The sequence below is a fragment of the Pseudoalteromonas sp. SWYJZ19 genome (genome assembly GCF_015864375.1).
GTDB classification, from domain to species: Bacteria; Pseudomonadota; Gammaproteobacteria; order Enterobacterales; family Alteromonadaceae; genus Pseudoalteromonas; species Pseudoalteromonas arctica.
In genome coordinates this window covers 97,320-110,136 of the sequence record NZ_JADYXI010000002.1, presented here as the reverse complement: position 1 = coordinate 110,136, position 12,817 = coordinate 97,320, and the positions used below count along the sequence as shown (strand labels likewise).

10 protein-coding genes are annotated in these 12,817 nt (G+C 33.9%); all 10 read right to left on the bottom strand.

Annotated features, from left to right (window positions below; translation table 11 throughout):
* Positions 1 to 5: 5 nt before the first annotated feature.
* Complete coding sequence (locus tag I6F45_RS02340) at positions 6 to 944, bottom strand: UDP-glucose 4-epimerase family protein (RefSeq protein ID WP_197159566.1); 939 nt, start codon at positions 942 to 944, stop codon at positions 6 to 8.
* Between the two features lie 2 nt (positions 945 to 946).
* On the bottom strand, positions 947 to 2,095 hold the full coding sequence (locus tag I6F45_RS02335; RefSeq protein ID WP_197159565.1) for a glycosyltransferase family 4 protein: 1,149 nt from the start codon (positions 2,093 to 2,095) through the stop codon (positions 947 to 949).
* Positions 2,096 to 2,140: 45 nt separating this feature from the next.
* On the bottom strand, positions 2,141 to 3,289 hold the full coding sequence (locus I6F45_RS02330; protein ID WP_165721179.1) for a glycosyltransferase: 1,149 nt from the start codon (positions 3,287 to 3,289) through the stop codon (positions 2,141 to 2,143).
* Complete coding sequence (locus I6F45_RS02325; RefSeq protein ID WP_197159564.1) at positions 3,286 to 4,626, bottom strand: polysaccharide pyruvyl transferase family protein; 1,341 nt, start codon at positions 4,624 to 4,626, stop codon at positions 3,286 to 3,288. Before I6F45_RS02325 ends, I6F45_RS02330 begins: the two co-directional genes overlap by 4 nt.
* Positions 4,627 to 5,093: 467 nt before the next feature.
* Positions 5,094 to 6,206: an EpsG family protein gene (locus I6F45_RS02320; RefSeq protein ID WP_165721181.1), complete on the bottom strand. Its 1,113-nt coding sequence runs from the start codon at positions 6,204 to 6,206 to the stop codon at positions 5,094 to 5,096.
* A gap of 15 nt (positions 6,207 to 6,221) precedes the next feature.
* A complete protein-coding gene (locus tag I6F45_RS02315; RefSeq protein ID WP_197159563.1) occupies positions 6,222 to 7,301 on the bottom strand; it encodes a glycosyltransferase in 1,080 nt (359 codons plus the stop codon).
* The gene (locus I6F45_RS02310; RefSeq protein WP_197159562.1) at positions 7,295 to 8,326 is read right to left on the bottom strand and encodes a polysaccharide pyruvyl transferase family protein; all 1,032 of its coding nucleotides are present in this window, start codon (positions 8,324 to 8,326) and stop codon (positions 7,295 to 7,297) included. Before I6F45_RS02310 ends, I6F45_RS02315 begins: the two co-directional genes overlap by 7 nt.
* The gene (locus I6F45_RS02305) at positions 8,316 to 9,530 is read right to left on the bottom strand and encodes an oligosaccharide flippase family protein (protein ID WP_197159561.1); all 1,215 of its coding nucleotides are present in this window, start codon (positions 9,528 to 9,530) and stop codon (positions 8,316 to 8,318) included. The genes I6F45_RS02310 and I6F45_RS02305 overlap by 11 nt, the downstream gene beginning before the upstream one ends.
* A 575-nt stretch (positions 9,531 to 10,105) precedes the next feature.
* A complete protein-coding gene (locus tag I6F45_RS02300) occupies positions 10,106 to 12,355 on the bottom strand; it encodes a polysaccharide biosynthesis tyrosine autokinase (RefSeq protein WP_197159560.1) in 2,250 nt (749 codons plus the stop codon).
* A 15-nt stretch (positions 12,356 to 12,370) separates the two neighbouring features.
* The gene (locus tag I6F45_RS02295; protein ID WP_197159559.1) at positions 12,371 to 12,805 is read right to left on the bottom strand and encodes a low molecular weight protein-tyrosine-phosphatase; all 435 of its coding nucleotides are present in this window, start codon (positions 12,803 to 12,805) and stop codon (positions 12,371 to 12,373) included.
* Positions 12,806 to 12,817 lie beyond the last annotated feature (12 nt).

The window sequence follows — 12,817 nt, the reverse complement described above, 5'->3', positions numbered from 1 at the left end:
ATTAATTATTTTATTGAAGACTTTTTAGCTGCAAGTTTAAAACCATGCTCAACAGAGTATGGTGGGGCCCAATCAAGTGTATTCTTCGTATGAGTAATATCTAATTGAAGAGAACCAGTCAACCTATCAATTACATCACCTTTATTAAGTAATTTACCGGCTAATTTAAAACACCAAACAGGGACTGGAATAGCTAAGTTTTTTTTACCTTGTACCTTAGCCATCAGTGCAACCATTTCAGCGGTTGATAAGTCATGGTCATCGCTTGCTAAAAATATCTTATTTGCTGCATTTGGGTGTTCAATGCATACTTTAATTAAATCAACTAGGTTATAAACTGACACTAAACTACGCTTATTATTTTTTATAGATCTAAAAGGGAGTGGCAAACCTTTATAAACAAATTTCATTAATGAATAAAAATTTGCTTTAACACCTTTACCATAAACTAGTGGTGGCCTGATTATCACTATCTCCATACCTGTTTCCTTACCCAGCTCTAATAACTGTTGCTCCGCTTCATATTTTGAGATCCCATAAGGATCTTCTGCGCTAGGGATATCAAAAGCAGTAAACGGCTGCTTACCTGTAGTACTTTCACCATTTACTTTTATCGAGCTTACAAAGATAAAACGTTTAACGTTTGCCCGTGCTGATTCCCTAGCAAGGTTTAAAGTTCCTTCAGTGTTTACGGCTCTAAATTCAGCTAACGGATCACTTGAACCATCGTTCATAACATGCACGCGTGCTGCTATATGTATAATAGTATCAACAAGATGTAAATCATCGACTAGATCTAAACTTTGAGTAGAATTTAAATCAAACAGCTTAAATTGGTTATAATTCGGTGATTTTTGACGCCCTAAGAGTAAGATATCTGAAATTTGTAGCTGCGCAAGTAAGACCTTGCCAACAAAGCCTGAATAACCAGTAACTCCGATCATCCTTATACCTCATTTTCAGTTAACATAAATCTATACTTATCTTTATGCTGCTCAAAGACACTTTGATTTGAGAACTTAGATTCAACAAGTTTTCGCCCGTTAAACCCATACTCATTAATTAAAGCATGATTTAACGCTAATTTTTTTAATGCTAATGAAATAGACTGCCGAGAATTTGGTTCAACAAGAAAACCATTCAAGCCATCTAAACAAATATCTTTACAGCCCCCAAGAGGAGTCGTAATAATAGGTCGTCCTACTGCACACGACTCAATCAAAATTCTAGGTACGCCTTCTCCATATGTCGTAGGCAAGCAAACCACATCAGATTCAGAAATAAGATTTTTGATATCGCTTCTTTTCCCTAGCCAATCAACAAACGGATAGATCGCCATTTTATCAATTTCTTCTGCCGTGTAAGCAAAAGGCGAGTCAGAATCAAATATTCCGGCAATTTTCAAATGAACCTTCACACCTTGCTCATTCAACTCTTTAACAGAGTCAAACAAAAGAGTGAGCCCTTTATTTTTTAATAACCGGCTAGCAAAAAAAACATTTAAACCCTCAGAGTTTTCTCTATAACTAGGAGAAAATGAGAAAGACTCTAAATTAATTCCAGCGCCAAATACCCTTTCTAATCTGCTTGTTGGAATTACCTTTTTATCACAAAAAAGGCTTAAATCCTCATCATTTTCAAAAAATGCTATATTTTGTTGATTCGACGAAAACGCCCTTAATATACTAAAAATAATTTTTCTAGATAGTGTATATTTTAGCTTTTTTGATACGCCTAAAGTTCCTAAACCAGGATATGTAGATATTAGTGGTATTTTATTAAATCTACATAATATAGTTGAGTAAAGGTTAGGCTTTATTGTGACTGAATGAATTAAATCAGGCCTAACTAACATTATAATTTTCTTTAGTTTAATTAGTATTTTTAACTCATTAAAAATAGACATACTTGTTCTTTCAAGGGGTAAAGCATGTATTGAGAAACCTAATTGATTTAACCGATCTAAAATCAAAGGATCATTAATAGGCATAGCAATATGTATTTCATACCCTTCATCTTTAAAATATAGGGCTCTCTCGACCCAGTGCAAATCAAAATACCAGTCAGCATTAATTACATATAAAAACTTTTTCAACTGTATCAACTCCAAAATGAACCCTTTCTGCTATACGCAGCTGAATTAGCACTCATTACCCTTAATAAACTGCGAGTAAAAGTTCGCTCGTTTTTTCTTTAGAGTAGAACTCAAATATTTAGAGGAAACAGATATGCTGTGTAGAGAGCTGTCTTTCATGAGCTCAGAATTATGGAGCAAGGCTTCTATATCTTTTCTTAACTTCAAGTGATCACCAGCACTATGAATATAACAGTCCATAGTTAGTTCAGAAAGCCCCCCTGCATCCGACGAAATTATAGGACAGGCCCTACTCATCGCTTCTATAGTAGCTCTTGGCAACCCCTCTTGAAAAGAAGGTTGAATATAAATATCAACGTCATCAAGCCAATCTAAAACATCACTTTTAACTGATTTGAAACCGTCATACTTTAAAGTAACATCTGAATTGATAGCAAGTTCGGAAAATCTATCAGGATTACCACTTCCAAGAATATGAAAACTTACTCCTTTAATTTTGCGTAATGCCTTTATTGCAATATCAATCCCTTTAGAATCATTTTGCATAGTTCCAATTAAACCAACTTTAACAGCACCATTGTTAACTCGATTTATAAATCGGGTATGCCTAGAATTCAACTGCTCGGCTTCAACGACAGTGCTAATCTCTACATTTGAAGCATTCGCTTTAACGCCATCACATTTGTACCTTTCTTGTAATGCATGTTCCGTCACGTATAGAGCAGCATCACACTGGTTAACCCAGTACTGCATTCGCTTCCTTATTAAAGGTGCATATACCTTCGCAATTAACCCACCATGATAATTCAACCCATCATAAGGACATGCAACAACTTCACAGAGAACTTTCTTCTTTTGTTTTTTAGCTTCTTTAATCGCTTTAAATCCAATTTCACTAGGTAATCTAGCAACAATGATGTCTACATCACTTACTGCTTGCTTTACTTCGTTGCAATTAGAACCAAATGTTAAAGAAGAAATATTCGACAGATTCTTGGAAAAAACAAAACCAACATTATCTCTTTCAGCTATTGGTCCTAATTTTATGCTGTCTGAAAACCGGCCGCAAACAATAAGGCTTTTTGCTCCAGCATCAAAAAAACGATCCCAAACCTGTGCAGCCAGGGTTCCACTAGAATGGATTACACCATTACCTTTGGTAAATATATGATCATGAAAAAAACCGACCTTCATCTTTCAAGTACCCCTCTTAATTCAGAAGCTACAGATTTTTTATCCATTTCAATGGCTTCAAATGCATCAGCAAGCTTTTCCTTATAATCTAAATTATTCTTTATTAGGTTATCGAAGATAGCTTGCAACGCACTATATTCTATATCATTAATATCGACTACATATTCATGTAAACCAATTTCTTTCATAATCCCATGAGTTTTATTACCACCATAGGCAATCGCAGCTGCAGGGATCCCTTGAACTTGTGAAAATATTACAGAGTGAAAACGCGTCCCGATTAAGTAATCTAACTTGTCGTATATAGTCATAATTTCTTTGTAATTTATATCCAAATCTATGATCGAGTACTCGCAATTATTGTCGAGACGAGATTCGACATCTTTAATAGCAATAAGATCTGTTTCATGGGCGCTCGGGCCCTGCACTTGAACAATAAAATGAAACATAGATTCATTTTTATTTTCATTACAAAATTTAGCTATAGATTTAATGTATTTCTCGTATTTTTCACCAGGATTATCAGATGAAGGAAACCTATATGGGCGAACTGTAATGCCTACATTACGTTTAGTCGTGCTGTATTTTTCAATACAGGCTTGAATTAACTTTTTATTATTCTCTTCAGGAAAACTTTCTTCGGCGTAATAGCCTAAGTCAAATGCATACTTTGCATTTTTTATCCCTATTTCATTGCAAAAATCAAGTGACACTCGCTCTCGAACGTACAATAAATCGCATTTATTTAGCACCCATTTAGTAAATAATCGATTTCCATATCCTGTGATCGGTCCAATTGAATTAGGTAAAACTATAATTTTTTTATTTAACCTTTTTCCAAGTAATAAATAGTATAAGCCAAACCATAAATAATAGAGATCACCAAGCTTTCCATATGTATGTAAAAAACCGCCCCCTTTAACTACGATAGAGTCTGCAGCCTTAAATACTTTAAAAGTTTTTTGATGCTCAACATTAGGAAATAAGAATTTAAATAGAAAATCAACAGGAAAAAATAAAATAGTCAAGTGCCTAATAAAGTCAGCAATAGCTAATAGACCTGCTATGAAAAAACCAAATTTAGAGCTGTGCACTGTTGACTCTGATGATATACGCTTAGGATTCTCTACTATGTTTCTAAGTACTTTAAAGCCTGCGTCTTTAGTTTGCCTAGATTGTTTTTCCCGGTCTTCATCGTTATTTCCGTAGTCAACTATAGAAATGTCGGTATCTCCCTCTAAAGAGCTTTCCAATAAGTACGCAGCCTCCCAAACTAAAGCCTGATCTCCTCGATTAAGGTCTGTACAAGCCGGTACAATTACAACTTTATTTGTCATCGTGACATCCTAACGTTTTAGATTTTTTAATCTGTTAATAAAAATTCAACTTATCCTAGATAAGAGGTGTCGATGAGTATCAATTAGATATGACATGCGGTGTTACATAGCGTAACTAGGTCTTATATGAAGCCATGCTAAAATGATACCTCGATGGTATTAATCATAAAGAAAGAAAATATTTCAAAGGGTATATACTTTAATAAAAAATTTATTAACCGTACTTTATAACACTTAAAATTTATGCTTATGATAATTTATATCTTCAATAAAATATTGGAGACTCTTTATAACATTATTAGTTCCCCTTTGTATGACAGTAGTTCGTAATTAAGTGGGTTTTATTCTACGCAATATAGTTTCGCATCGAAGTGAATTTATAGAGCCCTCCGAAATACAAATTCAATTAAGTTAATACTACAAAATCAATATAACTACCTTTCAATAAAACAACATACACACCATTCTCAAAAAATATAGAAAGCAGGTAGTAACGACCAATTCTCAGCACTTAAAACATCTCTTGTATAAAAATTATAAACCTTAGAGGTTATATACAAAACAGGGACTACGGCAATAATAATGCGCAATATAAAGCTAGTATTATTCTTTTTTAGAAATATAAAAAGGTCGGGTACAATGAAGGCAAAAAAGAGAATGTAAATAAAGTTAAATCTATACGCTATAGGGATAGCAAAATAAAGTGGAATAATAAAAACCATTGTTGGTAGGAGCTTAAAAATCGTATCAGATACAGGATTACTAACAACACTCTTATTTAAAAATAAATAGTAAATAATTGATAAATAGATTGCATATAAATAATTAGCTCCTGAAAAACCCTCACTTTCTTTAGACAAGTAATGCCCATAATTAACACTAATCAATACTACCTTGAACACTTCTACAATCAAAAATGAATTAGCAAGGACCAATAAAAAAAGGAAGATAAAAAGAGTCTTACTTTTCACTTTATTCAATACATAATAATAAATAATAAATACAACGCCCCAAAGACAAACCATTTGTATCAATGAAGAAAGAAGAGTAATCAATACAGCCTTTTTGTATTCATTTTTTGATAAAAACTTAACTACAAAAAAAAGTATAAAAACACCTAACATCATTCTTGAAAGGTTAAAACTTATTATTAAGAAAAAAGCAATTAAAAAATAAGAAAACAATCCGAATATAGAACTTGTGATGGACTTAGTAATCAACCTATATAAAAACAACATAACAAGAAAATAAAAAAATTGGAAAATTTGATAATTATCAATCACAGTCCTAAAAAACCAAACTACAGTTGCATATCCCTTTTCGTACCGCTGCTGTTCGAGCGCATCAAAATAACTATAAGAAAGCCCGTCAAATACAGACTTATACGTATCTGCATCTATTCCACCATATCCGTCTTCTATTACTCGCCATCCATATAAACTCGAAAGGAAAAAGCTAGTTAGGCATAACAATATAAATGAAACTGCTTTAAACTCAATTGACTTTAGTCTGACTAAGTAATTATCGTATAGGAAAAATATAATAGAGACTATTATTGGAAAAAAAATGTATGCATACATATGGGTTATAACAACCTAACTGACGTATATCTCATTGAGCCTCTCCATATTAAAGCGGATACTCAATGGGGATTTATCGAGTCGACTCCTACACTCAAGTATACTTTCTACTTTAGGCATTTGTAAGTTTAGAATCGTATTTTTGAAATCATCAACTCCATTTATACTTTTATAAAGAATATAATCAGACAATGTATGTTGCTTGGATAAAGTATCCGATACGATTAAGGGCTTTCCATAATACTGAGATTCTAAGGCTACCATAGCTAAACCTTCATGAAGCGATGGAAGGATTATATAATCAAAGTCATATAACATTAATTCCTTTACATCATCCCGTAGACCGAGAAAAGTGATAGTATTATCTAGATTTAATCTCCGTACTTTATCTCGTATAGAAGTAAGTAACTCTCCACCACCAACAAGTTTAAACTTAAAGCTATTGGGAAATTCATCATTAATAGCTTTTGCTAATTCACATATAAAGTTATGGTTTTTTTGCTTTGAAAAGCTTCCAACATGTCCAATTATGATTGGTTCATTATTTTTATTTACTTGTTCTGGTAAAGGTGCAACCAACCTAAGTCCGCAAGGTAAAATATAAACATTCTTAGATAATTGAAATAGTGACTTGGAAGCCTTATCACTAACGGCTATTTTTTTATTAGCAAATAGCTTCAATAGTAATTTACATACAGCGAAGTATGCTTTCTTCTGAAAACTCACATTTTTATACTCATCGCGCTTGTCATTGTGGCTTTGAGCTACTCGAACCTTTACTCCAGCTAAAAATGCAATAAATACTACAATCCCACTAAAATGATGAACATGGGAGTGAACAACATCATACTTCTCAGTTTTTAATTGCTTATACATCTCTATACAGTATTTAAAAAAACTTCTTTTCAAATCACTTTTTTTTATTTGGACTGAATTATTAGGAATTTGCTCTTCGAAGAATCCTTTATCTTTACTTTGAAGCAAAAAATGTAATTCAAAATCCTTTGAAGTGTTGTTATGTATAGCAATATCAGTCAACCATTTTTCTATCCCACCCGCAGAAAGTGATTTAAAAACATGAGCCACTTTTAACATTTAAATTGCTCCATCCACTTATTAATAGACTCTTCAGGAATTCTAACATTTGTTGGAAAATTACTTTTAATCTTATTAGTTAATTCTTTCTGAATATTCTCTCTTAAAACCACGGGCAGATTGAAATCTTTTTGTTTTTCAATCGCCCTATTGTCAACACCTAAAATTATTGCTCTTCTTCCTTTCTGCATAGCACGTATTCCAGCATGAAGTCTCGTACCTACAAAATCTAGAGACTCCGAACTATCTAAAATGACATCATAGGCATCAAGCCTTGGTGCTACTAATATAACGTGCTTCGTTAGATTTTTATCTAATTGATTGAAATACGATAAATCTCTACTGCCTTGAATCCAAAAATAGACACTTTTATAATTAGAAATTAAAATTTTAATCAATTCAGAATCTTTAATTAAATCAGCTCTGTAATCAGTTAAAGTAAAAACAACATTTTCAGCTTGCTCTTGTGGTATTTTTTTACAATGTGATTCAGTTAAACCCCACATTGTTGGACAGGAAGTGTTTATAACATTTTTCACACCAATAGTATTGAGCATGCTTAATGAATAACTATCTCGTACAGAATGTATAATATCTTTTTCTAATCGGTTGTTATAAATCCATTTGGTATAGCTAGATGGTTTCTTTTGATAATTGGACCAACCAACACCCATAAGCGTAAGAGGCTCAATCCTAAGAAAATCGAATGGTGAAAAATTCCACTGCTGAGAAGTCAATAAATTAGAGTTAAGAATATTTGATCCACAAACGAATCGGTAGTCACTAGTACTTGATCTATTAATACCAACATTACTTATCCCATCATGGGTACTTAGGTTGATAAACTGTTCATTTGAAAATAAATATTTCAACCATTTTTTAGCTGAATCATTAATGATTTCATCACCTACATTCATAGTACCTATGCTTGTATCAAACACAGTAATAGAATTATTAAATTTTGTTTTATCAAAGTAAACTTTAGATAAACCCAGCCTGTTCAGTACTTTACTTTTAACACTCAAGAAACACCATCCTTCTTGTTCTTTTAAATAGAACCATAAATACAAATGAAGAAAAAAACCAAAACATTAATAAACCACCTACAGCCATCTTTATATCAAAACGGTCAGAGTATAAAAAACAAAAACACACAAATAGAATTAACCCAATTGTATTTCGTATTAATGCAAAATGATAGAGGCCTTCAACTACCAATAATCGTCCATTATATATACCTAAAAAGTTAAAAAACACTAAGAAACTAATATACAAAGATGTTTCAAGATCATAAGCATAATCTACTCCAAAAAAGAGTGGAGCAAAGTAGTAGAAGAAAACAAAAATAACTAAAGTAGCAAGAGTCGATAAGAAATACATTCTTTTTAGATACTCATTTTTCTTAATTATATAGTAATCTGTATTATAACTTTTTAAGAGCAGTCTTAACCCCATCATCGAAGTTGCTACAGCTAAAATTAACGATGCATCTAAAACCCTAAGTGATAGAGCTAATTTACCAACTTGATCTAAAGTAGAATTTTTTTCAAGCCAAAGTAGCGAAACCTTTGAAACTGCACCGATAATAATTGTAGAGATGATTAGATACCAACCATCGCTCAAAATGCCTTTAATCACTTTTATTTTAGGAATTATAAACTGCTTGTTTTTTAAAATAAAAAAACATGAATAACCTAGAGGAAACGCTAATGCTTCGATAGAGTAGCTCAAAATGAAAAATTCTATTGAAATTTCAGTTTGAAAAATATACAGACGATATAAGTTTGATACAATAATGACTCCAAAACTCACTATAAAAATTTTAGAGTAATCTTCAAAATAAAGGAGCCCTTGATAAGAAAAAGACATCATCATTGATACTGTAAATGGTAGGAAGTAAATTAATAACTCCCTAGGATCTTCTGAAAAGAAATGACTCCAAGAGTAATATAATGAAATAATAATAATTAGTGGAATAAATTTAATAGCAAAAAAGCTAAAAAAAACCTCAGAAGGGTTATTTGATTCTGATAGTCTTTTCTGAAATAAACCATCTATTCCAGCTAACGAGAACACACCTAAAAACCCTGCGACAGCTAAATTAGCACTGTATAAACCATACAACTCAGGGCCCAAAAACTTTGCTAGTAACAGTATATAAACAGCACCAGATGCAACTTTTATATACCGCTCAAGCATCAAAAAAGTTGATGTCTTTAAACTATTCATAAACTATCTGATTTAATCTCAAAATTATAATATTCCTATACATGACTAACTTTCAACGGCAACATGAACTTTGCACTTTCTAGTGAAAATAAAATTAAATATATTAGTGAGTCTTTACGCAAGTCAGTAGTAACTAATCGTATTTTTCTATTAGGTCTAATATTAAAACTAAGCTAAATTATTTACCCAAATAGAAAAACGGTTATTGATAAGTTATTTTTACTAGTATATAAAAATCACGCAAACTGTAAAAAGGATAAGTAACTCAGCGAAGTAAACTCTATAGAAGACTCTATTTTTGCGTTTAAAGCGAGTTTACAACTCTAAAAAACCGAACATTCTTGATGGATTAAATCTGATATCTATTATTTTAATGATAAGCCCCCTTAACTCCGATAAGTGTAGATAATTACACTACCCGTAGCTGTATTTCTTCATAGTAATATACAGGTATACTACAGAGCATAGAGCCACGCCTTCTATTTTGAGTAAATAAATTTAAACTATTTCATTGTAATTTATTTTTTTGTACTTTTATTTAAAAGCACCAAATAGGACCTAATTTAAACTAAAAACTATTTATCGCTTTTGTACTCGTAGTTGTAGTATCCATAATACCCATAAGCATTACTTGCTTTTTTAACTACCCCATTAAATACCACGCCTTTTACATCTATGCCGTTTTGTTCAAAGCGATTGCGCGTGAGTTCTATTTCACGTACATGGTTTTGGCCAAAACGGGTTACAAGTAATGTAGTGCCTGTATGCGCACTTACAATTGCGGGGTCGGTTACTGCAAGTATTGGAGGGGTGTCGATAATTATAATATCGTAAGCTGCTCTTACTTCTTCAACTAATTTGCTAAAGTTACTATGCATTAATAATTCAGACGGGTTTGGCGGTATTTGCCCCCGCGTAATAACACTTAAACCTTCAACTTTAGTTGGCTTAGTAACTTGCTCTAGGTTTAAACGGCCAGATAAGTAATCACTTAATCCATCGTCCCATTTTAAACCAAACTGTGTTTGTAAGTAGCCTTTACGCATATCGGCATCAATAATAAGTACTTTTTTACCGCTTTGTGCAAGCACAGAGGCTAAGTTAACCGATATAAATGATTTACCTACACTTGGGCTTGGGCCCGATATGGCAATAATATTGTTTTTAGCTTCCATCATCGCAAAGTGTAGGCTAGTACGCAGGCTACGTAGTGCCTCTATTGCTAGGTCGGCTGGGTTATCTAGCGCTAATATACTTTTAGGTTTATTAACTTTGTTTTTGCGGGCTCGCTCGGCAAAGCCACTTAGCTTATCTTGATAATCTGAGTGCGGTACACTTGCGTATACCGGTAGGCCTAGCGCTTCAATCTCGCTTGGGTCTTCAACGCCTTTGTGCATTGCCTTTTGTATAAGCACAATAGCCACGGCTAACATACCACCAAGCATAGTGGCCATTACCACGATTAATGCTTTTTTAGGTTTAACTGGCTTGCTGGTATTTACCTCAGCGTAGTCAATAATACGTACATTACCTACGGTACCTGCACGAACGATATCAAGCTCTTGTGTTTTACTAAGCAGTAACGTGTAAATTTGGTTACTTACCTCTACATCACGCTTTAAGCGTAGTAGCTCTTGTTGAGTTTCTGGCAGGTTACCTACCTCACCAACAAGCTCTTGCTTTTGGCTTTCAACTGCTTCTATTTGCTCAAGTATACCTTGGTACGAAGGGTGATCTTTTTTAAACTTTCGGCCAATATCTAAACGCTTTAAGTTTAGCTCTTGTAACTTGGTTTCAAGCTTTACAACTTGCTCAAGCACGCCTTGTGTTTCTAGCGTTATGTTTATTGACTGGCGTTTTATTTGGTAGTCGTTAAAGCGTTGCTCTGCGTATTCAAGCTGTTTTTTAATTTCAGGTAATTGTACTTCTAAAAATTCCAGCGACTTTTGCGCCTCAGCACTATTGCGCTCTACATTGCGGCGCACATAAATAGCAGCTACTTTATCAAGTACTTTTTCAGCATAGCTTGGTTTAGTACTTTGTAAGCTTAAGTTAATTATGCCTGAATCTTTGCCTTTTTCGCTTGCGCCAATAGCTGTTTGCAAATCTAAAATAGTATTAAGGCGATCTTTGCGGGTAATTGTAAACTCTGTACCAGGGCGTGCATTTAAAGTACGAATGGTTAAGTTAAACTTACCGTTTGTAAGCTCCTCGCCTACTTTACCCGATAATATTTGCTCACCGTCACCATTTAAAAGTGTAAGGCTATTATTAGCCTGTGCAACCAATGTAAATGCTTGATTTACTGCAGTGCGTGGTACATCAAACCTAAATACATTTATGCTTTCACCGCCCCATGCGTAGCTATTAGCGCCAAAGCTTGGCTCAGCTAAATCGCCATCTTCCATTGGGGTAAAAGTACGGTAAGCTCTGCTACCTATAAACGGGAATAGTTTGGGCTCTGCTGTTACATCAAGCTTTAAAGTGTCTACTGCCTCACCTATTATACTGCGCGACTTTAATAGCTCTATTTCGGTTACTGCAGCTGATGTACTTTCGAACATGCCTGCCATATCGTCAAAACCTGGAACTGATGCGCCGCCGTCTTCAACTTGTATCATGGCTGTTGCTTGGTAAACAGGGGTACTTAATACTGCATAAATAACACCTACAAACATAAACAACGCAGTTACCGCTACTATAAAATATTTGCGATCTAGCAATGCGCCTAATAGCGCCATTAAATCAATTTCTTGCGTTGGTTGTGTGTTACTAGTGCTTTTATTATTAGCGCTACTAGCGCTGTTATTCGGCTGGGTATTCATTAAATTAGCCATTCCTTATAAATACTTTTGCCAAGCGCTACACGCGCTGTCGATTAATGTGTAAACGTGTTCAAAAGCCTCTTGGCTTTGACGATATGGGTCTGGTACTTCAGCGTTATTAATCCACTTACCCAGTAAAAACGTTTTACCGCGTGCCTCTGGATAGCGAGCATGTACGTCGTTTAAATGGCGTTCTTCCATTACGAGTATTACGCTGTTTTGCGCTACTAAACTTGATGTAAGTTGCTGCCCTTGGTGGGCATCCATATTAACGCCATGTGCAAGTGCTATTTGTTTTGCTTTTGCATCTGCTGGTTTGCCTTCAAGCGCTGTTAACCCAGCAGACGATACTTTAATATTTTTGCCTTCAAGCTTTTGCTTTAAAACATACTCACCTGTTGGGCTGCGACAAATGTTACCTGCACACACTACTAAAACTGAATCAAACATTTTTAAAAACCC

Coding starts and splice junctions, on each gene's coding strand:
- I6F45_RS02300 (WP_197159560.1), bottom strand. CDS start 12,355: ATGAATACCCAGCCGAATAACAGCGCTAGTAGCGCTAATAATAAAAGC.
- I6F45_RS02340 (WP_197159566.1), bottom strand. CDS start 944: ATGATCGGAGTTACTGGTTATTCAGGCTTTGTTGGCAAGGTCTTACTT.
- I6F45_RS02305 (WP_197159561.1), bottom strand. CDS start 9,530: ATGAATAGTTTAAAGACATCAACTTTTTTGATGCTTGAGCGGTATATA.
- I6F45_RS02330 (WP_165721179.1), bottom strand. CDS start 3,289: ATGAAGGTCGGTTTTTTTCATGATCATATATTTACCAAAGGTAATGGT.
- I6F45_RS02295 (WP_197159559.1), bottom strand. CDS start 12,805: ATGTTTGATTCAGTTTTAGTAGTGTGTGCAGGTAACATTTGTCGCAGC.
- I6F45_RS02325 (WP_197159564.1), bottom strand. CDS start 4,626: ATGACAAATAAAGTTGTAATTGTACCGGCTTGTACAGACCTTAATCGA.
- I6F45_RS02315 (WP_197159563.1), bottom strand. CDS start 7,301: ATGTTAAAAGTGGCTCATGTTTTTAAATCACTTTCTGCGGGTGGGATA.
- I6F45_RS02320 (WP_165721181.1), bottom strand. CDS start 6,206: ATGTATGCATACATTTTTTTTCCAATAATAGTCTCTATTATATTTTTC.